Below are 21761 nucleotides of genomic sequence, written 5' to 3'. Positions count from 1 at the left end.
CGCGGCACCGCCGCCGCAGTGGCGTCCCGCACCCCCAGCCGGGCGCCCGGCGGCGGCGTCCACAGCCGCCGTCGTCCGGCTGTCGCGCACGCGGTGCGGACGCCAGCGTGGCTCCATGGACACCGTACGGACCCCTGGACCAGCCCGTCGCGCCCGTCGTACCCGTCACCGGTCGCGGGCGGTCGTGGCGGCCGCCGTCCTCGCGCTGCTGACCTTGTCCCCGCCGACCACGGTCCTGGCCGCCGGCACCGACGTCGGCGTCACTGTCGACGGCGCGACCGACCCGACGTCGACCCCCCGTCCCGGATGGGCGGCACCGGTCCCGGGCGCCCTCGTCGCGCCCTTCGACCCACCCGCACGACGGTGGCTGCCCGGCCACCGCGGGGTCGACCTGGCCGTCGCGGCCGGCGCCGTCGTCGCAGCGCCCGCGTCGGGCACGATCACCTTCGCCGGCCCCGTGGGCGGGCGACCGGTCGTGGTGGTCGACCACGGCGCGCTGCGGTCCACGCTCGAGCCCGTGCTCCCCTCGGCGCCGGTCGGCTCGACGGTGTCGCGCGGCGACGTCGTCGGGCACGTCGACGACGACGCGACGGTGTCCCACTGCGCCCCCGAGCACTGCCTGCACTGGGGCGTGCGGCGCGGGGAGGCCTACCTCGACCCGATGGCGCTGCTCGGCGGAGCACCGCCGATCGTCCTGCTGCCGGTGCCCTGAGCCGCTCAGGGCCGCTCAGGCGCGCGGGAACGCCTGCTCGAACACGCTGCGCAGCCGCTCGGCGTCCACGTGGGTGTACCGCTGGGTGGTCCCCAGGTCGGAGTGGCCCAGCACCTCCTGCACCGTGCGCAGGTCGGACCCGCCGGCGAGCAGGTGCGTGGCCGCCGAGTGCCGCAGGGCGTGCGGGGCCACGTCGTCCACACCGGCCGCGGCGGCCAACCGGTGCACGGTCTCCCGGACCTGGCGCTGCCCCCAGCGACCTCCCCGATCACCGAGCAGCAGCGCGCCGGGCGAGTCGGCGCGCACGAGCCGTGGGCGCCCCTCGTCCAGCCAGCGCCGGACGGCCCGCGCCGCGGGGAGGCCGAAGGGCACCACCCGCTCCTTGTCGCCCTTGCCCAGCACCCGTACCCAGCGCTCGTCGAGGTCGACGGCCGGCACGTCGCAGGCGACCAGCTCACCGACGCGGACCCCTGACCCGTACAGCAGCTCGGCGGCCGCCCAGGCCCGCAGCGCCCCCGGGCGCCGCTCCGGGTCGGCATCGTCGACGGCGCCGCGAGCGGTGTCCAGCAGCACGGCCGTGGCGTCCGCGGACAGGACCGTGGGCAGGCTGCGCGGGACCCGCGGACTGGCCAGCCGCGCCGAGGGGTCCGTGCCCAGCAGGCCCTCGCGGTGCGCCCACCTCAGGAACGCTCGTGCCGCGGCGCTGCGCCGTGCGAGCGTGGACCGTGCCAGCCCCCGGTCGGCCTGCATCCCCAGCCAGCCGCGCAGCACCGTCAGGGTGACGTCGTCGAGCGTGAAGGCACCGTGCCGCACGGCGTACCGGAGCATCCCCGTGACATCGGCACGGTAGGCACGCCGGGTGTGGGCCGAGTGCCCCCGCCGCGCAGCCAGGTGCTGCGAGAAACCGTCCACCGCGTCGGCGAGCGCGGCGGGCAGCGGCGGGACGTCCGATGCCGTCATCGCGGCCAGTGTGCCCCTCGGTCGCCGGACGACGTCGCAGGTGACGCGGCGTTTCGTCGGACCGGGCACGCGGCGGTGATCAGCGGGCACGGCGACGCCATCGCCCGCCTTCCCGGGCCGCCATACCGGACCGTTCGAGCGCACCGAGCGCGGCCACCACCCGCCGCGGCGGCAGACCCGCGGTCCGTGCGAGCGAGTCCACGGTGGTCGCCGACCGGACCGGCAGCGCGTCGAGGACCTGGCGCTCCTGCGGGCCGGGCTCCGACCGGCCCGGGCCCGTCCGGTCGTCGGCGCCGGCGTCCGTGACACCTTCCCCGGCCGCACCGGCGAGCTCGACCACGTCGTCGACGCCGGTCACGCAGACCGCGACGCCGTCGCGGACCAGGGCGTGGCACCCGGCGGAGGTCATCGACGTCACGGGACCGGGCACGGCGCCGACCGGACGCAGCAGCTCCGACGCCCGCCGCGCGGTGGACAGCGCACCGGACCGCTGCGCCGCCTCGACCACGACCGTGGCCGCCGTCAGGGCGGCGATGACCCGGTTGCGGGCGAGGAACCGCTGACGGAACGGCGCGGAGCCCGGCGGCACCTCCGCGACGACGGCCCCGCCGGCCTCGACCGTCCGTCGCAGCAGCCCGTCGTTGCCCTGCGGGTAGTAGCGGTCCACCCCGCCGGCCAGGACCGCCGCCGTGGTCCCGCCGCTCGCGAGCGCCCCGCGGTGCGCGGCCGCGTCGATGCCGTAGGCGCCGCCCGAGACGACCGTGAACCCGACGTCGGCGAGTCCCGCGGCCAGGTCCTCGGTGACCCGTTCTCCGTAGGCGGTGGCAGCGCGCGCACCGACGACGGACACCGCACGCGACGACCAGGACGCGACGTCCGGGCGTCCGCGGACCCACAGGGCGAACGGGGCGGCGGCCCCCAGGTCCGCGAGCCGCGACGGCCACCCGGGATCGGCGGGCGTCAGGAGCACGCCGCCGCGGCGGTGCAGGACGCGCAGCTCGCGACGCGGGTCGAGCGTCTCGAGCCGCGGCGCCCATCGCCCGACGGCGTCCCGCAGCCGGCGCAGCGCCCCCGTGCCGCCGTCGCGGTCCACAGGGTCAGCAGGTCCGCCGGCGGTGCCGCACGCCACGGTCGTCCCCCTCCGCGGGACCAGCTCCGCCGGACCGCTGCGCAGGGCGCGTGCCGGGTCGGCCACCGCCTCCAGCAGCCAGGTGAGCGCCTCCGTCGCGCCGAGATGCTGCACGAGAGCGCCGGCGACGACGTCGCCCGGTTCCGCGAGGCGGCTCCAGGCGGCCGCGGCGAGCACGGGATCGGTGACGTCGAAGTCGACGGCGGCGCGCCGGCCCGTCGGCAGCTCGAACAGGGGCTCATCCACGGCGGTCCCCCGTCCGGAAGAGCCGGGCGGCGTCGACGTCGTCGGCGTCCGGGACGCCACGACCGTCCAGGTCGGCGAGCGTGCACGCGATACGCAGGACCCGGTCGGCGCCGCGCATCGAGAGCTCACCGGCGTCGAGCTGGCGCTCGACCCCGGCCAGCACGGCGCGTTCGGCCCGCAGGTGCTCGCGCAGCCACGGGCCGGGCAGCTCGGCGTTGGTGCGCCAGGGCGTACCCGCCAGGCGTTCGCAGGCCCGCCCGCGAGCGCCGTGGACCCGCGCCGCGACGTCGGCGCTCGACTCCCCGCTCGCGCCGAGCGCACGTTCGGCGCGGCTCAGGGACGCCAGGTGCACCTGCAGGTCGACGCGGTCCAGCAGCGGGCCGGACAGCCGCGCGAGGTAGCGGCGCCGCGCCATGGGCGTGCAGCTGCAGTCCGCGCCGGCACCCGTCGTGGCCATGCCGCACGGGCACGGGTTCGCCGCCAGCACCAGCTGGAACCGCGCGGGGTACCGTGTGGCGCCGCCGCTGCGGTGCAGCACGAGCTCGCCGGCCTCGATCGGCTGGCGCAGCGTCTGCAGCACGCGGGGCGCGAACTCGGGCGCCTCGTCGAGGAACAGCACACCGCGGTGCGCCCGCGACACCGCGCCGGGGCGCGCGAGTCCGGTCCCGCCGCCGACGATCGCCGCCGGCGAGGCGGTGTGGTGCGGGTCCTCGAAGGGCGGTCGGCGCAGGAGCCCGCCACCGGGGTCGAAGGTGCCGGCGACCGAGTGCACGGCCGTCACCTCGACCGCCTCGGGCTCGGTCAGGTCGGGCAGGATGCCGGGCAGGCGCGCGGCGAGCATGGTCTTGCCCGCGCCCGGCGGCCCGAGCATGAGCAGGTGGTGCGCCCCGGCGGCCGCCACCTCGAGGGCCAGGCGTGCCTCGCTCTGCCCGACCACGTCGACCAGGTCCCCCGCCGGGGACCGGCCGCCACCCGTGCGCACCGGCGGCACGGGCGTCGAGCGCTGTTCGGTGCGCAGCGCACCGCCGTGCCGGCGGACGACGTCGCCGAGGTCGACCGCGCCGTGCACCCGGGCACCGGGCACGAGCGCCGCCTCCTGCGCGTCACCCGCCGCCACCACGACGTCGCGGTACCCGGCACGCACCGCGGCGGCGACGGCCGGCAGGACGCCCCGCACCGGCTGGAGCCGGCCGTCGAGCCCGAGCTCGGCGACGTGGACGACCTCCTCGAGCCCGGAGGCGCGCAGCACGCGGTGCCCGGCGAGCACCGCCACGGCGACAGCGAGGTCGAACGCCGAGCCCGACTTGCGCAGCGACGCGGGCGACAGGTTGACGGTGATCTTGCGGTGCGGCCACTCGATGCCCGTCGACAGCACGGCGGCGCGCACGCGGTCGCGCGACTCGGCCAGCGCGGCGTCGGGCAGGCCGACCAGGGTGAATCCTGGGACGGAGGCGGCCAGCTGGGCCTGGACCTGGATCACGTGCCCCTCCATGCCGTGCAGCGCCACGGCGGCGGTGGTGCCGAGACTCATAGCACCGCCTTGAGGTGCTCGACCTGGGCGGCACCGCGACGCGGCAGCACGATCGCGACGACGTCCACCCGGATCTGCCGGGCACCCACGGGGTGCTCGTGGAGCCACTGGGCCGTCAGCCGCCGGATGCGCGCGAGCTTGGCCGGGGTGACCGCCTCGGCGGGATGCCCGAAGGCGGTGCCGCGCCTGGTCTTGACCTCGACGACGACGAGGGTGCCGCCGTCCCGGGCCACCAGGTCGAGCTCCCCGGCGCGGCCCCGCCAGTTGCGGTCCAGCAGCTCGTAGCCCTGCTCGGTCAGGTGGCGCGCGGCCACCTCTTCCCCGTGTCGCCCGACGGCGTCCTTCGCTCGCACGGAATCACCTCCGTGCCACACCCTGACCGTCCCGGGGCCGCGGTCCCAGCGCCGGGCGGACGGCTGTGGACGGCGGCGACGTCCCCGGCACCTGTGGGGGGACGAGAGGCCTCGGGTCGCCTCGTGGACGACGTCGCGGAGCGCGTCCTACAGCGCGATGTCCGCCTTCGCGAGCTCCTCGACGTTGACGTCCTTGAAGGTCACGACGCGCACCGACTTGACGAACCGCGCCGACCGGTAGACGTCCCATACCCAGGCGTCGGCGAGCGTCAGCTCGAAGTACACCTCGCCCGCGGCCGACCGCACCTGCAGGTCCACGCTGTTGGCCAGGTAGAACCGCCGCTCGGTCTCCACCACGTAGGAGAAGAGACCCACCACGTCCCGGTACTCGCGGTAGAGGGCGAGCTCGGCCTCGTTCTCGTAGTTCTCCAGGTCCTCTGCGCTCACCGCGACATCATCCCACCCGGGCGTCCGCGCCCGCTCCCGGCGCGCGGACGGCGGTCTCGAGCGTCACGACGTCCGCCGAGACGCCGTCCCCGGCGACCGGCGCCGCTGCGGCGCCGTCGTGGGCGGGCTCGTCCTCGAGGACCCGCAGGTTCCAGGACCGACGGTGCTGGGGGGTGGGACCACGGCGCCGCAGTCCGTCGAGGTGCGCGGGGGCCGCGTAGCCCTTGTTCTGCTCCCAGGCGAAGTGGGGGTACTGCGCGGCGAGCCGCGCCAGCAGCCCGTCCCGTTCCACCTTCGCCAGCACGCTCGCGGCAGCCACCGACGAGCACTGCAGGTCGGCCTTGACGAGCGTGCGCACTCCGGGCTCGGGCGCGTCGAGCGCACCGCCCGGGTCCTCCCCCGCCGCCTCGAACAGGTCGGCGTGGGGGCGGCTCAGCCAGTCGTGCGAGCCGTCGAGCAGGACCACGTCGACGTCGCCGACGCTGCGTCGCACCTGGGCCAGGGCGCGGCGGCCGGCCAGGCGCAGCGCGGCGACGATGCCGTGCGCGTCGATCTCGGCGGGACCGGCGTGCCCCACGGCCCACGCCACCGCCCACCGGCGCACGGGTTCCACGAGCACCTCGCGGGCCGACGGCGAGAGCAGCTTGGAGTCGGTCAGGCCACGCGGGGCGGTGGGCGTCGCGGCGTCCACCACGACCAGGCCGACGCTCACCGGGCCGGCCAGCGCGCCGCGGCCGACCTCGTCCATGCCGCCGACCAGGAGCGCGCCCTCGCCCAGCAGCCCGCGTTCCTGGCGCAGCGTCGGGCTGCGTCGGGTGCCGCGTCGGGTGCTGCGGGCGGTCACGGTGCCGGCACCTGCGCGAAGACGTCCGACGGGTTGCGCAGCAGCCGCGCGTCCTCGAACGGCCACACGATGACGAACGCGTTGCCCACCACGTTGTCCAGGGGCACGAACCCGCCACCGGGTTTGCCGGTGTTGTACCGCGAGTCCTGGGAGTTCTGCCGGTTGTCGCCCATGACGAACAGCATGTCGTCGGGCACCTGCGTGGAGAACTCGGTCTGGCTGGGCACCGAGCCCGCCGCGAGGTACGGGTCCTCGTCGACGGGCACGCCGTTCACGCTCACCCGGCCCTGATCGTCGCAGCACTCCACGGTGTCGCCCGGCGTCCCGACGACCCGCTTGATGAGGTGCTCGCCGCTGTCCTGCGGCAGCAGGCCGATGAACGTCGCGGCCTCGCGGACCGCGTTGCCGACGGGCCCGGCGTCCGGGGTCTCGGTCGGCGGCAACCAGCCGCCGGGGTCGACGAAGACCACGACGTCGCCCCGATTGACGTCGAGCACGTCCGGCACGAGCCGCGACACCATGACGCGGTCGCCGATCTGGAGCGTGTCCTCCATCGAGGCCGACGGGATGTAGAAGGCCTGGACGAGGAACGTCTTGATCAGCCACGACAGCACCAGCGCACTGATCACGATGATCGCGGACTCGCGCAGCAGGCTCAGCCCCCGGCTTCGCTGCCTCGGGGGTTCGGCGGCGTGCGCGGGCGGGGTGCCGGCCCGTTCCGCGCTCGCCTCGCCCGCGGGCCGACCGGCCGACCGGTCGTCGTCGGCGGGGTCGGAGGCACGCTGCACGGGAGTCACGTGATCGGAGTCTGCCACGACCACACCCTGCCAGACGCACCGGTGCCCGGCGAAACGCCGACGGGCGGCCCTCCCGTCGTGGGGAGGACCGCCCGTGGCGTCGGCAGCACCGCTGCCGCCGGGATCACTTCTTGGCCGGGGTCTCGCGCTTCTCGCGGATCTTGGCCTTCTTGCCGCGCAGCGCACGCAGGTAGTACAGCTTCGCGCGGCGCACGTCACCGCGGGTGACGAGCTCGATCGAGTCGATCGTGGGGGCGTGCACCGGGAAGGTGCGCTCCACGCCGACGCCGAAGCTGATCTTGCGGACGGTGAACGTCGCGCCCACGCCGCCGCCGCGGCGGGCGATGACGACACCCTGGAACGCCTGGACGCGAGAGCGGTTGCCCTCGACGACCTTGACGTTGACCTTCACGGTGTCGCCGGCACGGAAGTCCGGGACGTCGTCGCGCAGCGAGGCCGCGTCGACGTTGTCGAGAGTCTTCATGGTTCTCTCCCCGCCTGCCACAGGTCAGGACAAGTTCTGGGTCCGTGGTGCACGGACCGTCTGTCGTCGAATGCGGTGCACCGGCTCGCGGCCCGAGGGTCTCCCCCGTGGCAGAGTCCGGGCTGCGGCACACCGACGGACTATTTTGCCACACCACCGGCGCTCGACGCGCCCTCGCCCTGGTGAGACGCGCCACGGACCCCGTCGTCGGACGGGTCGGGGTGCAGGGCCCGGTCGAGCACCTCGCGGTCGCGGGCGTCCAGCGCCTCCGCGTCGAGCGCGTCGACCAGGTCGGGACGACGGCGTGCGGTGCGCTCCAGCGCCCGGTCCCGCCGCCACCGCTCGATGCGGGCGTGGTGCCCGGACAGCAGCACGTCGGGCACCTCGAGCCCCTGCCACGACGGCGGCTTGGTGTACACGGGGTACTCGAGCAGGCCCGCGGCACCGTGCGACTCCTCGACGAGGGACTGCGGGTTGCCGACCACCCCGGGCAGCAGCCTGCCCACAGCCTCCACCATCACCAGCGCCGCGACCTCGCCGCCGTTGAGCACGTAGTCACCGATCGAGAGCTCGTCGACCGGGTGCCCCTCGGCGCGGTAGCGCTCGACGACGCGCGCGTCGATCCCCTCGTAACGTCCGCAGGCGACCACCAGGTGCTCCGCCGACGCCAGCTCCTCGGCGCCGCGCTGGGTGAACACCCGCCCCGACGGGGTCGGCACCACCAGGCGGACCGCCGGGTCCGGTGCCGTCGGCAGCAGGTCGTCCAGCGCCCGGCCCCACACGTCCGGGCGCATCACCATCCCGGCTCCGCCCCCGAACGGCGTGTCGTCGACGGTGCGGTGCCGGTCGGTGGTCCAGTCGCGCAGGTCGTGCACGCGCAGGTCGAGCAGGCCGGCGCGGCGCGCCTTGCCGACGAGCGACAGGTCGAGCGCGGCCAGGTAGTCGGGGAAGATCGTGACGACGTCGATGCGCACCTCAGGCACCGTCCCCGGGGCCGTCGACGGCGTCCGCGTCCCGGGCGAGCAGACCGCCCGGAGGGGTCAGCACCACGCGGCCGCCGGCCACGTCGACCGTGGGCACGATGGCGCGGACGAACGGCACCACGGTGCGCTGACCGCCGGTCTCGCGGACCACCAGGACGTCGTGCGCGGGCGGGTGCTCCAGGCCCACGACCTCCCCGACCGGCGTGCCGTCGGCGAGCTCGACGCGCAGCCCGGTCAGCTCGTGGGGGTACCAGGCGTCCTCCTCGACCGAGTCGTCGGCCGTCACCACGAGCTCGACGCCGCGCAGCTCCTCGGCCTGCGTGCGGTCGGCCACCTCGGCGAACCGCACCAGCCAGCGCTGCTGGTGCACCCGCGTGCTCTCCACGGTGAGCGGGCCCGCGTCGGCCGGGTCCGTGGCCAGCACGGCGCCCGCGGCGAGCCTCTCCTCAGGGACGTCCGTGCGCAGCTCGAGGGCCACCTCGCCCCGCAGTCCGTGCGCGCGACCCACGCGGGCCACCACCAGCTCCATGTCGTCTCCTCGTGCCTCACGGCCGCCGTCGCGGCGACCGACCCGTCCAGTGAACACGACGAGGCCCGGTCCCGCGGGGGGACCGGGCCTCGTCGGACGTGCTCTCGCTCCGGGCGCTCAGCGGCGGTCGACGTCGACGACGTCGACGCGCACGGGGCCGTCGGTCGCCAGGGCGCCCACGACCGTGCGCAGCGCCTTGGCGGTCCGGCCACCGCGGCCGATGACGCGCCCGAGGTCCTCGGGGTGGACCCGGACCTCGAGCAGCTCACCACGACGCTGGGACCGCGCGTCCACCCGGACGTCGTCCGGGTGGTCCACGATGCCGCGCACGAGGTGCTCCAGAGCGTCCGCGAGCATCAGGCCCCGGCCTCGTCCTCGTCGGACTCGGCGGCCTTCTTCGAGGCGGACTCCGCAGCCTTCGCCTTGACCTTCTCGGCCTCGGCGTTGACGGCCTCGATCGCCTCGGAGGCGTTCGCGGAACCGGCCTGCTTGGTCTTCAGGGTGCCCTCGGCACCCTCGAGACCCTTGAACTTCTGCCAGTCGCCCGTGACCTTCAGCAGGGCGGCGACCTGCTCGGTCGGCTGGGCGCCGACACCGAGCCAGTACTGGGCGCGGTCGGACTGGATCTCGATGAACGAGGGCTCCTCGGTCGGGTGGTACAGACCGATCTCCTCGATGACACGACCGTCGCGCTTGGTGCGCGAGTCGGCCACGACGACGCGGTAGTACGGGGCCCGGATCTTGCCGAGACGCTTCAGACGAATCTTGACGGCCACTGGTGTGGACTCTCCTGGTTCTGTGGGGGCGACCCGGGTCACACCACCGGTGGGGTCCGGCGGCGGGCGGGTCAGGACCGGGTACGTCCAGGTGAGAGGGGCCTGGGCATACCGAGTACCTCGACATTGTGCCAGAGGACCGCGCCCGGGCCCAAGCGCGGGTGCGTCACACCTGCGGACTCCCGGGCGGACGGCGCGGGCCGAGGCGGAGCGACACCGGTCAGGGCGCGACGACGCGTCCCCGCAGCACCACGGCGCTCGGGTGCCGCAGCACCTCCACGTCCTCGCGGGGGTCGTCGGGGTAGACCACGAAGTCCGCGCTCGCCCCCTCGACCATCGCCCCGTGCCCCAGGAACGCGCGGGCGCGCCAGGTCGCCATCGCGACCACCTCGGCGTCCGGGATGCCGGCGCGGACGAGCTCGGCGCACTCGTCCGCGAGCCGCCCGTGGTCGATGGTGCCCCCGGCGTCCGTGCCGACCAGCAGCGGGATCCCGGCGTCGTGCATGGCCCGCACCTGCTCGTACCGGCGCGCGTGCATGCGCCGCATCCGCGCGGCGTAGACGGGGTACCTGCCGTCGGCCTGCGCGGCGATGTTCTCGAACTGGCCCACCTGCAGCAGGGTGGGCGTGACCCGGATCCCCCGCTGGGCCACCTCCGGCATCAGCTCGGCCGGGATGCCCGTTCCGTGCTCGATACCGTCCACGCCGGCAGCGAGGAGGTCCTCGACCACCTCCTCGGAGAAGGCGTGCACCGTCACCCTGGCCGCCTCGGCGTGCGCCGCCTCGACCGCCTCGACGAGCAGGTCCCGGGGCCACAGCGGGCGCAGGTCCCCGTCCGCACCCAGGTCGCGGTCGATCCAGTCGCCGACGAGCTTGACCCAGCCGTCGCCTGCGCGCGCCTGCTCGCGCACGACGCGCGGCAGGTCCGCGACGTCGTCGAGCTCGAGCCCGAAGTGACGCAGGTAGCGCTTGGGGCGGGCGACGTGCCGGCCCGCACGGACCAGCCGCGGCAGCTCCGTGCGGGTCGCCATCCACGACGTGTCGAGCGGGGAACCGGCGTCCCGCACGAGCAGCACCCCGGAGTCCCGGTCCGCCAGCGCCTGCTTGACCGCGGTGTCCTCCTCGACGGCACCGCCCGCGTCGAGCCCGACGTGGCAGTGCACGTCCACCAGCCCGGGCAGCACCCAGCCGCTGATCTCCGTGGCCGGGCTGCCCTGCGGCGTGGGGCGCAGGAGGCTGAGGCGCCCGTCGCGCACCCACATCTCCCCGACCTCGCGGTCGCCGTCGAGCAGGATGCGGCCGGTGACGTGCAGGGGTACGTGCGGCACGGACATGCGCGCAGCCTATCGGGGTCTCAGCGACCGCCGCCGAGGAGCTTGCCGAGATCACCCGGCAGCTCGAGGTCCTTCGGGTCCACCTCGGACTCCTTGCCGGCGCCGACCCCGAACGCGGACCCGCTCGGCGCCGCCTTCCTCGGCCCGCCACCCAGGGCCCGCTGCATGGCCTCGCGCTCCTGCTGCGCGCGCTTGGCAGGGTTGCCGGACTTGCCCTTGACCTTCTTCTTCGGCTGCTGCTTGCCGCGGGACTTCTTGCCGCCCCCCGGCATGCCCGGCATCCCGGGCATGGCCGGCATGCCGCCGGGCCCCGCGGGCGCCCCGCCGGAGGCCATCTGCCGCATCATCTTCTGCGCCTGCCCGAACCGGTCCAGCAGCCCGTTGACCGCCGCCGTCGTCTGCCCGGCGCCCCGGGCGATGCGGGCACGGCGCGAGCCGTTGATGATCTTGGGGTTCTCGCGCTCGGCGGGCGTCATCGACTGGATGAGCGCCTGGACGCGGTCGACCTCGCGCTCGTCGAAGTTCTCGAGCTGGTCGCGCATCTGCGCCATGCCCGGCATCATCCCGAGCATCTTCTTCATCGAGCCGAGCTTCTTCATCTGCTGCATCTGCACCAGGAAGTCGCTCAGGGTGAAGTCCTCGCCCCCGGCCACCTTGGCCGCCATCCGCTCGGCCTCGTCGGCGTCGAACGCCTTCTCGGCCTGCTCGATCAGGGTGAGCACGTCACCCATGTCGAGGATGCGCGAGGCCATCCGGTCCGGGTGGAAGACCTCGAACTCGGTGAGCTTCTCCCCGGTCGAGGCGAACATGATGGGCTTGCCGGTCACCTTCGCGACCGACAGCGCGGCACCACCGCGCGCGTCGCCGTCGAGCTTGGACAGCACCACGCCGGTGAAGTCGACGCCCTCGGCGAACGCGTTCGCCGTGGTGACCGCGTCCTGGCCGATCATCGCGTCGATGACGAACAGGACCTCGTCCGGGGTGATCGCCGCACGGATGTCGGCGGCCTGCTGCATGAGGACCTGGTCGACGCCGAGCCGGCCCGCCGTGTCGACGATGACGACGTCGTGCTGCTTGGCGCGCGCCTCGGCCACGCCGTCGCGGGACACGCCCACCGGGTCGCCGATGATGGTCTCGGCGTCGGCGTCGCTCGTGTTGCCCGGGTGCGGGGCGAAGACCGGGACGCCGGCCCGTTCGGCGACGACCGAGAGCTGGGTGACGGCGTTGGGACGCTGCAGGTCCGCCGCGACGAGCAGCGGGGTGTGCCCCTGCTCCTTGAGCGCGAGCGCCAGCTTGCCGGCCAGCGTCGTCTTGCCGGCGCCCTGCAGGCCGGCGAGCATGATCACCGTCGGCGGGGTCTTGGCGAGCTGCAGCGAGCGGGTCTGCCCGCCCAGGATCTCGACGAGCTCGGCGTTGACGATCTTGACGACCTGCTGCGCCGGGTTCAGCGCGCCGGAGACCTCGGCCCCCAGGGCGCGCTCGCGCACCGCCGCGGTGAACTGCCGCACCACGGGGACGGCGACGTCGGCGTCCAGCAGGGCGCGCCGGATCTCGCGCACGGTGGCGTCGATGTCCGCCTCGGACAGGCGCCCCCGGCCGCGCAGGTTCTTGAACGTCGAGGTGAGCCGGTCCGACAGGGAGTTGAACACCAGGTGGTCCTCTTCGGGGGATGGATGCGTGCGGTCCCCTAGCCTACCGGCCGGTCACCGTTGGTCCCGACTCCCCGTCGGCCTCCCCCGCCTCCCCCGCCACAGGGGCGGACGACAGCAGCACCCGCGCCCGGTCGGTGAGCAGGTCGACCAGGCTCGCCCGCCAGCTCGTCCAGCCCGCCGGGCCGAGCGAGGTCGCGTCGCACTCGGTCAGCGCCCGCAGCACCTCGAGCAGGTCGGGACGGTGGTCCACCGCGTCCAGGAGCGCGGCCACGGTGCCCGGGTCGTCCGGGTCGGCCGTGGTGGCCAGCGTCGCGAGCGTGAGGTGGTGGCGCACGAGCCGCTCGACGTCGTCGACGAACCCGTCGTCGAACCCCATGCGGCGCAGCAGCGGCGGCACCACCCGCGCCCCCTCGACCGAGTGGTCCGTGCTCTCGGCCCGACGCCGCTTGCCGAGGTCGTGCACGATCGCCGCGACCGCCAGCAGCTCGGTGGGCAGCAGTCTCGGGTCCACCCCTCGGGCGAGCTGCCGCTTGCGCACGGTGGGCGCGAGCGCCGCCGTCTCGACCAGGTGCCGGTCGACGGTGTGCCGGTGCACGGCGGCCCGCTGCGGCTTGTTGCGCACGTCGGCCCACTCGGGGATCCACGTGGTCACCGCGCCGGCCAGGTCGAGCGCCTCCCACACGTGGATCTGGGCGGTCCCGGCGCTCAGCAGGGACAGCAGGTGCGCCCGCGCCGGGGCGGGCCACGGCTCGGGGATCGGCGGGCACTCCGCCAGGGACTGCATGGTCACCGGGGACAGGACGAGCCCGGTGCGGGCGGCCGTCGCCGCGGCGCGCAGGGACAGCAGCGGGTCCTCGCGGGGCGAGGCGCTGACGCCCAGGACGAGCTCGCCGTCGTGCTCCACGAGACCGTCGCCGACGGAGCGCAGCCGGGGCGGCTGGCGCCGTCCGCGCACGAGCACGGGCTTGCGGCGGACCGCGGGGCGCTGCAGCGCCTGGCGCGCACGGCGCACGGTGGAGTCGAGGGCGAAGGAGATCTCCCGCCCGGCGGCGGCCAGGCTGGCCAGCAGCTCGTCGGGGTCGTCGTAGCCCGTCGCCGCGGCGACCTCGTCGAGGTCGGCCAGCAGCAGCCGGGTGGCGCGCCGGCCGGTGACGACCTGCAGGGTGTCGCGCACGTCCAGCAGGTGCGCGTAGGCGGAGTCGACCCGGCCGTGCGGCCGGTCGGTCAGCCACGTGGCCGCCAGCGCGGACAGCACCACGGCGTCGCGGATGCCGCCGCGCGCGTCCTTCAGGTCCGGTTCGATAAGGTAGGCCAGGTCGCCGGAGCGCTCGGCCCGCTCGCGGACGCTGGTGAGCAGCTCCGGGAGCCGACGTCGCGACGCCGAGCGCCAGTCGGTGAGGATGCCGGAGGCGGCACGGTGCACGACGACGGCGTCACCGGCCACGGGTCGCACGTCCAGCCATCCGACGGCGGCCGGCAGGTCGCGCATCGCGAGCTGGCGGGTCTGGTTGAGCGACCGCACGGCGTGGTCGATGTCCACCCCGGAGTCCCACAGCGGGTACCAGAGCCGTTCGGCGACCTGGGCGAGCTCGTCCGCCTTGTGGGTGCGGCCGTCGTGCACGAGCACCAGGTCGAGGTCCGACAGCGGCCCGAGGTCGTTGCGGCCCAGGGAGCCGACGGCGGCCAGCGCCAGGCCGGACGGGTCGACGTCGGCGGTGGCCTCGGTGTAGAGCGCCGCCAGCCGGTCGGTGACGAGCTGCTGGAGGGTGGCCCGCCGTGCGACGCCGGACCGGCCGGGACCGGTCATCTGCCGGGCGGAGGCGAGCATCTCGTCGCGCAGCCCCACGACAGGGCCCCGCACCCCGGGACCGGGGTGCGGGGCCTGCTGCGCGGGGCCGACGCCCGAGGTCGGGTGGTCGGCCATCGGCGTCAGAGCGCGGCGTCGCCGTGCTCGCCGGTGCGGACCCGGGCGACGTCGTCGACCGGCACCGTCCAGACCTTGCCGTCACCGATCTTGCCGGTCTGGGCGGCGTTGACGACGACGTCCACCACGGACGGCGCGTCGGCGTCGCCGACCAGGACCTCGATGCGGACCTTGGGCACCAGGTCGACGGTGTACTCCGCGCCGCGGTAGACCTCGGTGTGGCCCTTCTGCCGGCCGTAGCCGCTGGCCTCCGAGACCGTCATCCCGCGGATGCCGGCGGCCTCCAGGGCGGACTTCACGTCGTCGAGACGGTGGGGCTGGATGACCCCGGTGACGAGCTTCATGCGCGGACCTCCTTGATGACGGACCCCGACTGGAGCCCTTCGTAAGCGGACTCACCGTGGACGGCGAGGTCGATGCCGTTGACCTCGACCTCCTCGGAGACTCGCCAGCCCATGACCGCCTTGAGGATGATCGCCAGGATGTAGGTGACGATCGCGGCGAAGGCGATCGCGACGACGGCGATGATCGCCTGGACGGCGAGCTGGTTGATGCCGCCACCGTAGAGGAGACCCGTCTCGGTGGCGAGGAGGCCGATCGAGACCGTGCCCCACAGGCCGGCCACCAGGTGGATGCCGACGACGTCGAGCGAGTCGTCGAAGCCCAGCTTGAACTTCAGGCCCACGGCCCACGCGGAGAGGCCACCGGCGATGACGCCGATCGCGAGCGAACCGAGCGGGCTGACCGAGCCGGCGGCCGGGGTGATCGCGACCAGACCGGCGACGATGCCCGAGGCGGCACCGAGCGAGGTGGCCGAGCCGTCACGCAGCTTCTCCACGACGAGCCAGCCGAGGACGGCGGCAGCGGTCGCGGCGGTGGTGTTGACCCAGGCGAGGCCGGCGAAGCCGTCCGCGGTGAAGGCCGAGCCACCGTTGAAGCCGAACCAGCCGAACCACAGCAGGGCGGCGCCGAGCATGACCAGCGTGAGGTTGTGGGGGCGCATCGGCTCGGTGCCGAAGCCCTTGCGCTTGCCGACGACGAGGGCCAGCACCAGGGCGGCCGCACCGGCGTTGATGTGGACCACGGTGCCACCGGCGAAGTCGATCGGGGCGGCGTCGCCGATCACGAACGGGCCGTCACCGGAGAGCAGGCCACCGCCCCAGACCATGTGGGCCATGGGGAAGTAGGCGAAGGTCACCCACAGGGCGACGAAAACCATCCAGGTACCGAACTTGACCCGGTCGGCGATGGCACCGGAGATGAGCGCCACGGTGATGATCGCGAACGTCGCCTGGAAGCCGACACCGACGATGGCGGGGACGCCGAAGTCGTCGATGAGGAACTCACCGGCCTCGTCGTAGATCGCTCCCTGCAGCGCGAACTGGTCGAACGGGTTCCCGAGGATCCCGCCGACGTCGGCGCCGTAGGACATCGACCAGCCCCACAGGACGTAGATGACGCCCGTCACGGCGATGGCGCCGAACGACATCATCATCATGTTCAGCACGGACTTGCCGCGGACCATGCCCCCGTAGAACAACGCCAGTCCTGGCGTCATCAGGAGCACGAGAGATGCTGACGTCAGCATCCACGCGGTTGCTCCGGTATCCAGCTCCATGGTGTTACTCCCCTCGCCAGCCCCTCTGGCCGGTCGGTGACCACCGTGGCGGGGGGGAGTTTCATCGGCGAGGACCCGGTGTTACAACCGTGTGACGAAGGGCGCACAAGGGTAAACATCCCGTTTCGGTCCGCACTGCGAGACGATCGACCGCAGGCCGTGACCTTCCCGTGACCGTTCCGTGTCCGTCACGAGATCACCACGACCGCCCAGGATTCACCCGAGCAGACCGTCGACGAACTGCTCCGCGTCGAACGGCGCGAGGTCGTCCGGCCCCTCGCCCAGCCCGACCAGCTTCACCGGGACGCCCAGCTCGCGCTGGACGGCGACCACGATCCCGCCCTTGGCGGTGCCGTCGAGCTTGGTCAGCACGATGCCGGTCACCCCGGCGACCTCGCCGAACACCTTGGCCTGCTGCATCCCGTTCTGGCCCGTCGTGGCGTCGAGGACCAGCAGCACCTCCCCCAGCGGGGCCTCGCGCGTGACCACCCGGGAGATCTTTCCCAGCTCGTCCATCAGGCCGGCCTTGTTCTGCAGCCGGCCCGCGGTGTCCACCAGCACGACGTCGGTCCCCCGCGTGCTGCCCGTCCGCACGGCGTCGAACGCCACGGCCGCGGGGTCGCCGCCCTCGCGCTCGGACCGCACGGTCTCCACGCCCACCCGGGCACCCCAGGTCTGCAGCTGGTCGGCCGCGGCCGCGCGGAACGTGTCCGCCGCACCCAGCACCACCGACCGGTCCTCCGCGACGAGCACCCGGGCGAGCTTGCCGACCGTCGTCGTCTTGCCCGTGCCGTTGACGCCCACCACCAGCACGACGGCGGGCTTGGTCACCCCGTCGACGACCGGACGCTCCAGGGCCAGCGAACGGTCCAGCGTCGGGTCGACGACCTTGAGCAGCTCGGAGCGCAGCAGCTCGCGCACGGCGTCCGGCTCCCGCACCCCCAGCACCCGCACCCGCGTCCGCAGGGCCTCCAGGAGCTCCTCGGCCGGACCGGTGCCGATGTCGGCCAGCAGGAGCGTCTCCTCCAGCTCGTCCCAGTCGTCCTCGGTCAGGGTGTCCCGCGACAGCACGCTCAGCAGGCGCGCACCCAGCGGGGACCCCGACCGGGCCAGCCGGTCACGCAGCCGGACCATCCGGCCCGCGGCGGGTTCCGGCGTCTCCAGCGCGGGTGCCGCGGGCTCCTCGACAAGGACGTCGCCGCCCGCGTCGGCCGCCGTGCCGTCGTCGGGCGGGGCCGCCGTCGTCGGACCCGACGTGTCGTCGGGACGGCGCCCGCGCAGCCGCGGGACCACCAGGGCGGAGCCGAGGCCCACGAGGAGCAGGAGGCCGAGAACGATCCAGAGCCAGAGGTAGTCAGTCACGGTCCCCCAGTGTCCCAGACGGCCGGGGGCGCGGCACCCGCCTCGCGGGCGGCGTGCGGGCCGTCAGCCGCGCGGGGTGCCGCGCGGCGGCGTCTGGACGCGCACCTGGACCCGGTGCAGCACGTCGGAGAGCTCCTCGGCGTCGACGTAGCCGGGTGCCTGCTCGAGGTTCGCCGCGAAGAACGCGTCCATGTCGGTGTCCACGGGGCCCGAGGCGCGACGGTCGCCGTCGCGGCGCAGGCCCTGCCGGAACGCGCGGCCGAACGCCCGCAGCCCGCTCTCGCCGTCGTCGTCCTGCATGCGGCCCATCACGCTCGCGACGAGGAACACGGCACCGGCCAGCAGCAGCGAGGCCGCGAGCCAGAAGACGAAGGTCACCATGCCGCCCATTGTCACCCCGCCTCGACCGATTCGCCGAGCCGCTGGGAGATGACCGTGGTCACACCGTCACCGCGCATCGTCACCCCGTACAGGGCGTCCGCGACCTCCATCGTGCGCTTCTGGTGCGTGATGACGATGAGCTGGGAGTCCTCCTGCAGCTCGCGGAAGATCTCCAGCAGCCGCCCGAGGTTGACGTCGTCCAGCGCCGCCTCGACCTCGTCCATCACGTAGAAGGGGCTGGGGCGCGCCTTGAAGATCGACACCAGGAACGCCACGGCCGTCAACGACCGCTCCCCGCCGGACAGCAGCGACAGCCGCTTGACCTTCTTGCCCGCCGGCCGCGCCTCGACCTCGATGCCGGTCGTCAGCAGGTCGGCCGGTTCGGTGAGCACCAGGCGCCCCTCGCCGCCCGGGAACAGCCGGGAGAACACGCGCTCGAACTGCGCGGCAGTGTCCTGGTAGGCCTCGGCGAACACCTGCTCGACCCGCTCGTCGATCTCGGTGACGATCTGCAGCAGGTCCTCGCGCGACCCCTGCAGGTCGGCGAGCTGCTCGGTGAGGAACCGGTGCCGCTCCTCGAGGGCCGCGAACTCCTCCAGGGCGAGGGGGTTCACGGTGCCGATGCGCTTCAGCGACCGTTCCGCCGACGCCAGGCGCTTCTCCTGCTCGGCGCGCACGAACGGCACCGGATCGGGGTCGGGCTCGTCGTCCGGGGCGTCCGGGTCGCGCGGCACCGGGACCGGCAGGTGCGGGCCGAACTCGTCGACCAGCGCGTCGGGGTCGGTGCCCAGCTCCTCGACCGCCCGCGTGCGCAGCTGGTCCAGCCGTGCCACCTGCTGGGCGCGCGCCACCTCGTCGCGGTGGGCCACGTCGGTCAGGTCCCGCAGCTCGCCGGCGAACCGGTCGACGTCGCGACGCACCTCGTCGAGCTCGCCACGGTGCCGGTCGCGGTCCGCCTGCGCGGCGGCCCGCTCGTCACCCGCTCGTCCCAGCGAGCGCTCCAGCGCCTCGAGCGCGACCTCGACGTCGGCGCGGACCGCCACCGCGCGCTCGGCCTCGCGCGACCGGCGGGCAGCGCGCTCGGCGGCCTCCTGGCGCGCCCGGCGCTCCCGCTCCGCCGCACGGGCGAGTCCTTCCGCGCGGCCCGACACCGCACGCGCCCGCTCCTCGGCGGTGCGCAGGGTGAGCCGGGCCTCCGTCTCGGACCGGCGCGCCGCCGTCGCGCGCTCCTGCGCCGCGTCACGGACGCGGGTCGCCTCGGCGGCGTCGTCCTCGGTCTGCGCGGGCTCCGCCTCGGCGACCTCGAGCCGGCGGGTCAGCTCGGCCAGCTCCTCGACGTCCGCACGACGCCGGTCGGTCACCTCCGCGAGGGCGGCGCGGTGGCGCTCGGCCTCCGTCTGGGCCGCGCGGCGTGCCGCACCCAGCGTGCCGAGCTGCTCGGCGACGGCCGCCAGCGCGGCGTCGGACTCGTGCAGCCGGGCCAGGGTCTCGTCGTGGCGCACCGTGGCGGTCTCGAGGCGTTCCCGGGCGGTGCTCAGGTCGGCGCGGTGCCGCTCGCCGCGGGCGACGGCGTCGTCGAGACCGGCGCGCGCCTCGTCCAGCGCGCTGGTCAGGTGCAGCACGCTCGGTGCGCCCGCGGAACCGCCCGAGGCCCGCGAGCCCGCCAGCAGGTCCCCGTCCCGGGTCACCACCACCAGGTCGGGGCGGTCGCGCACCAGCGCCCGGGCCCGGGCCAGGTCCTCGACCACGACGACGTCGGCGAGCAGGGTACGCAGGGCACCGGCGGCCGGGCCGGAGGCGGTGACCACCTCCAGCGCCGCCCGTGCCCCGTCGGGAGCCGCGGCCGGCGAGCCGCCGTCCGGGCCACCGACCACCAGACCCACGCGACCGGCGTCGTCGTCGCGCAGCATCCGCAGGGCGTCCACCGCGGCGTCCACGCTCTCGACGGCCACGGCGTCGGCCAGCGGGCCCAGCGCCGCGGCGACCGCCTCCTCGAAACCGGCCTCCACACCGAGCAGCGCGGCCACGGACCCCAGCACGCCCGGCTGGTCGGCGGCCAGCAGCGCACCGGCACCGTCCTTGCGGTCGAGGCTGAGCTCCAGCGCCTCCACCCGGGCCGACCACGTGGCGCGGTCCCGTTCGGCGGCCTCCAGGTCGCCCTCCAGCCGCTCCACGTCGGCGCGGGCGGCGTCGAGCGCCTCGGCCGCCGCCTCGTGGTCGGCGTCGAGCCCCTCCTCGCCGGCCTCGGCCCCCACCGCCTGCGCCTCCAGGTCCGCGAACTCGCGAGCCGCCGCCTCGGCCCGCCGCTCGGCCTCGCCGACCCCCTCGCGGACGCGGTCGATCTCGGCGTCGGCGGCCTCCACCCGGCTGCGCCGCGCCGCGACCTGGCCGGACAGCCGGGCGAGCCCCTCACGCCGGTCCGCCGCACCGCGCAGCAGGGCCGCCAGCTCCCGCTCGGCGTCGGCCGCGGCCTCCTCGGCGGCGGCACGTTCCGCCTCGAGCGCCTGCAGGCCCTCCCGGGCCACGTCGACCTCGCTGCCGAGCTCCGCCTCGGCGCGGCGGGCCCGCTCGGCCTGGGCGTCGAGCTCGTCGGGGTCCTGACCGCGCTGCTCGGGCTCCGCGGTGCCCAGAAGACGCGCGCGCTCGTCGGCCAACGAGGCCAGCCCGCGCAACCGCTCGCGCACCGCGCCGAGGGCGTGCACCGTGTCCGCGGCCGAGGAGGCGGCCCGGGTGGCCGCCGACGCCGACGCCTCGAGGCGGGTGAGGCGCCCGCGGGCGTCGTCGAGCGACTCCTCGGTGGCCCGCTGCCGGTCCTTGAGCGCGGCCTCGTCGGCACGCTCCTGCTCGAGGCGGGCGCCGAGCTGGGCGAGATCGTCCGCCAGCAGGCGGGCGCGGGCATCACGGAGCTCGGCCTGGACGGTGCGGGCCTTGCGGGCCGCCTCCGCCTGGCGGCCGAGCGGGCCGAGCTGGCGGCGCAGCTCCGTGGTGAGGTCGGTCAGGCGCGCGAGATTGCCCGCCATCGCCTCGAGCTTGCGCAGCGCCTTCTCCTTGCGCTTGCGGTGCTTGAGGACGCCGGCCGCCTCCTCGATGAACCCGCGACGCTCCTCGGGGGTGGCGCGCAGCACGGCGTCGAGCTGGCCCTGCCCGATGACGACGTGCATCTCGCGGCCGATGCCGGAGTCGCTCAGCAGCTCCTGGACGTCCAGGAGCCGGCACGAGCTGCCGTTGATGGCGTACTCCGAGCCGCCGCTGCGGAACAGCGTGCGGGAGATGGTCACCTCGGTGTAGTCGATCGGCAGGGCACCGTCGGTGTTGTCGATCGTCAGGGAGACCTCGGCGCGGCCGAGCGGCGGGCGACCGGACGTGCCGGCGAAGATGACGTCCTCCATCTTGCCGCCGCGCAAGGACTTGGCCCCCTGCTCCCCCATGACCCAGCTCAACGCGTCGACCACATTGGACTTGCCGGAGCCGTTGGGCCCGACCACGCACGTGATGCCCGGCTCGAGGCTCAGCGTCGTCGCCGAGGCGAACGACTTGAAGCCACGCAGCGTGAGCGTCTTGAGGTGCACCCGCCGAGGGTAACCGCCGTCGGACCGGATCCTGCGCAGCCGCCCCGGCGTTCCGGCACCCTCCGCGCACGACCGCGGGCGCACCTCCCGGGGTCCCGGACCGGGTCGAACCGGTCGGGACGGGCCGGGAG

General features: G+C 74.9%; 21 protein-coding genes. 1 reads left to right on the top strand and 20 read right to left on the bottom strand.

Translation table 11 applies throughout. The features are described from left to right. Positions 1 to 115: 115 nt before the first annotated feature. The gene (locus HDG68_RS11845; protein ID WP_172152352.1) at positions 116 to 712 is read left to right on the top strand and encodes a peptidoglycan DD-metalloendopeptidase family protein; all 597 of its coding nucleotides are present in this window, start codon (positions 116 to 118) and stop codon (positions 710 to 712) included. A 15-nt stretch (positions 713 to 727) separates the two neighbouring features. Here HDG68_RS11845 and HDG68_RS11840 read toward each other — a convergent pair whose 3' ends face one another. The 20 genes from HDG68_RS11840 to smc all read right to left on the bottom strand — a co-directional run bounded on the left by HDG68_RS11840 (position 728) and on the right by smc (position 21630). Beyond that, a complete protein-coding gene (locus tag HDG68_RS11840) occupies positions 728 to 1672 on the bottom strand; it encodes a tyrosine-type recombinase/integrase (RefSeq protein ID WP_172152351.1) in 945 nt (314 codons plus the stop codon). 79 nt (positions 1673 to 1751) lie between these two features. Next, the gene (gene dprA, locus HDG68_RS11835) at positions 1752 to 3047 is read right to left on the bottom strand and encodes a DNA-processing protein DprA (protein WP_172152350.1); all 1296 of its coding nucleotides are present in this window, start codon (positions 3045 to 3047) and stop codon (positions 1752 to 1754) included. Continuing rightward, positions 3040 to 4578: a YifB family Mg chelatase-like AAA ATPase gene (locus tag HDG68_RS11830; protein WP_172152349.1), complete on the bottom strand. Its 1539-nt coding sequence runs from the start codon at positions 4576 to 4578 to the stop codon at positions 3040 to 3042. Before HDG68_RS11830 ends, dprA begins: the two co-directional genes overlap by 8 nt. Beyond that, positions 4575 to 4931: a YraN family protein gene (locus HDG68_RS11825; protein WP_172152348.1), complete on the bottom strand. Its 357-nt coding sequence runs from the start codon at positions 4929 to 4931 to the stop codon at positions 4575 to 4577. Before HDG68_RS11825 ends, HDG68_RS11830 begins: the two co-directional genes overlap by 4 nt. A 147-nt stretch (positions 4932 to 5078) precedes the next feature. Further along, a complete protein-coding gene (locus HDG68_RS11820; protein ID WP_172152347.1) occupies positions 5079 to 5378 on the bottom strand; it encodes a DUF2469 family protein in 300 nt (99 codons plus the stop codon). 7 nt (positions 5379 to 5385) lie between these two features. Continuing rightward, positions 5386 to 6222 carry a ribonuclease HII gene (locus HDG68_RS11815; RefSeq protein ID WP_172152345.1) on the bottom strand — a complete coding sequence of 279 codons (837 nt, stop codon included), beginning with the start codon at positions 6220 to 6222 and terminating at the stop codon, positions 5386 to 5388. Further along, positions 6219 to 7037, bottom strand: coding sequence for a signal peptidase I (gene lepB, locus HDG68_RS11810; protein WP_343037552.1), 819 nt, complete (start codon positions 7035 to 7037; stop codon positions 6219 to 6221). Before lepB ends, HDG68_RS11815 begins: the two co-directional genes overlap by 4 nt. Before the next feature lie 106 nt (positions 7038 to 7143). Beyond that, a complete protein-coding gene (rplS, locus tag HDG68_RS11805) occupies positions 7144 to 7503 on the bottom strand; it encodes a 50S ribosomal protein L19 (RefSeq protein ID WP_172152343.1) in 360 nt (119 codons plus the stop codon). Positions 7504 to 7643: 140 nt separating this feature from the next. Then, complete coding sequence (gene trmD, locus HDG68_RS11800; protein ID WP_172152341.1) at positions 7644 to 8477, bottom strand: tRNA (guanosine(37)-N1)-methyltransferase TrmD; 834 nt, start codon at positions 8475 to 8477, stop codon at positions 7644 to 7646. 1 nt (position 8478) lies between these two features. Further along, the gene (gene rimM / locus HDG68_RS11795) at positions 8479 to 9015 is read right to left on the bottom strand and encodes a ribosome maturation factor RimM (RefSeq protein ID WP_172152339.1); all 537 of its coding nucleotides are present in this window, start codon (positions 9013 to 9015) and stop codon (positions 8479 to 8481) included. Positions 9016 to 9132: 117 nt separating this feature from the next. Then, positions 9133 to 9372 carry an RNA-binding protein gene (locus HDG68_RS11790; protein WP_172152337.1) on the bottom strand — a complete coding sequence of 80 codons (240 nt, stop codon included), beginning with the start codon at positions 9370 to 9372 and terminating at the stop codon, positions 9133 to 9135. Next, positions 9372 to 9791 (bottom strand): 30S ribosomal protein S16, encoded by a 420-nt coding sequence (gene rpsP, locus HDG68_RS11785; RefSeq protein ID WP_172152335.1) that lies wholly within the window; start codon positions 9789 to 9791, stop codon positions 9372 to 9374. Before rpsP ends, HDG68_RS11790 begins: the two co-directional genes overlap by 1 nt. A 220-nt stretch (positions 9792 to 10011) precedes the next feature. Further along, entirely contained in the window at positions 10012 to 11124 is a 1113-nt protein-coding gene (locus HDG68_RS11780) for an amidohydrolase family protein (RefSeq protein WP_172152333.1), read from the bottom strand. A gap of 20 nt (positions 11125 to 11144) precedes the next feature. Then, on the bottom strand, positions 11145 to 12773 hold the full coding sequence (gene ffh / locus HDG68_RS11775; RefSeq protein WP_172152331.1) for a signal recognition particle protein: 1629 nt from the start codon (positions 12771 to 12773) through the stop codon (positions 11145 to 11147). A 43-nt stretch (positions 12774 to 12816) separates the two neighbouring features. Next, a complete protein-coding gene (locus HDG68_RS11770) occupies positions 12817 to 14700 on the bottom strand; it encodes a [protein-PII] uridylyltransferase family protein (RefSeq protein WP_172152329.1) in 1884 nt (627 codons plus the stop codon). A gap of 5 nt (positions 14701 to 14705) precedes the next feature. Further along, positions 14706 to 15044, bottom strand: a complete 339-nt coding sequence (locus tag HDG68_RS11765; RefSeq protein WP_172152327.1) for a P-II family nitrogen regulator — start codon at positions 15042 to 15044, stop codon at positions 14706 to 14708. Further along, positions 15041 to 16318, bottom strand: coding sequence for an ammonium transporter (locus HDG68_RS11760; protein ID WP_172152325.1), 1278 nt, complete (start codon positions 16316 to 16318; stop codon positions 15041 to 15043). The genes HDG68_RS11765 and HDG68_RS11760 overlap by 4 nt, the downstream gene beginning before the upstream one ends. 216 nt (positions 16319 to 16534) lie before the next feature. Then, the gene (gene ftsY, locus HDG68_RS11755; protein WP_172152323.1) at positions 16535 to 17680 is read right to left on the bottom strand and encodes a signal recognition particle-docking protein FtsY; all 1146 of its coding nucleotides are present in this window, start codon (positions 17678 to 17680) and stop codon (positions 16535 to 16537) included. 63 nt (positions 17681 to 17743) lie between these two features. Next, a complete protein-coding gene (locus HDG68_RS11750; RefSeq protein WP_172152321.1) occupies positions 17744 to 18061 on the bottom strand; it encodes a hypothetical protein in 318 nt (105 codons plus the stop codon). 11 nt (positions 18062 to 18072) lie between these two features. Further along, positions 18073 to 21630 carry a chromosome segregation protein SMC gene (gene smc / locus HDG68_RS11745; protein ID WP_172152319.1) on the bottom strand — a complete coding sequence of 1186 codons (3558 nt, stop codon included), beginning with the start codon at positions 21628 to 21630 and terminating at the stop codon, positions 18073 to 18075. Positions 21631 to 21761 lie beyond the last annotated feature (131 nt).

This window comes from Isoptericola chiayiensis, assembly GCF_013149805.1.
GTDB lineage: Bacteria > Actinomycetota > Actinomycetes > Actinomycetales > Cellulomonadaceae > Isoptericola > Isoptericola chiayiensis.
This window is presented reverse-complemented; position numbering and strand designations above follow the sequence as displayed.

Excerpts from the sequence above, each read along its gene's own strand:
- HDG68_RS11830 (WP_172152349.1), bottom strand. The coding sequence starts at position 4,578 with ATGAGTCTCGGCACCACCGCCGCCGTGGCGCTGCACGGCATGGAGGGG.
- rimM (WP_172152339.1), bottom strand. The coding sequence starts at position 9,015 with ATGGAGCTGGTGGTGGCCCGCGTGGGTCGCGCGCACGGACTGCGGGGC.
- rplS (WP_172152343.1), bottom strand. The coding sequence starts at position 7,503 with ATGAAGACTCTCGACAACGTCGACGCGGCCTCGCTGCGCGACGACGTC.
- HDG68_RS11770 (WP_172152329.1), bottom strand. The coding sequence starts at position 14,700 with ATGGCCGACCACCCGACCTCGGGCGTCGGCCCCGCGCAGCAGGCCCCG.
- HDG68_RS11840 (WP_172152351.1), bottom strand. The coding sequence starts at position 1,672 with ATGACGGCATCGGACGTCCCGCCGCTGCCCGCCGCGCTCGCCGACGCG.
- HDG68_RS11750 (WP_172152321.1), bottom strand. The coding sequence starts at position 18,061 with ATGGTGACCTTCGTCTTCTGGCTCGCGGCCTCGCTGCTGCTGGCCGGT.
- HDG68_RS11760 (WP_172152325.1), bottom strand. The coding sequence starts at position 16,318 with ATGGAGCTGGATACCGGAGCAACCGCGTGGATGCTGACGTCAGCATCT.
- HDG68_RS11845 (WP_172152352.1), top strand. The coding sequence starts at position 116 with ATGGACACCGTACGGACCCCTGGACCAGCCCGTCGCGCCCGTCGTACC.
- HDG68_RS11780 (WP_172152333.1), bottom strand. The coding sequence starts at position 11,124 with ATGTCCGTGCCGCACGTACCCCTGCACGTCACCGGCCGCATCCTGCTC.
- HDG68_RS11790 (WP_172152337.1), bottom strand. The coding sequence starts at position 9,372 with ATGCTCGCGGACGCTCTGGAGCACCTCGTGCGCGGCATCGTGGACCAC.
- HDG68_RS11765 (WP_172152327.1), bottom strand. The coding sequence starts at position 15,044 with ATGAAGCTCGTCACCGGGGTCATCCAGCCCCACCGTCTCGACGACGTG.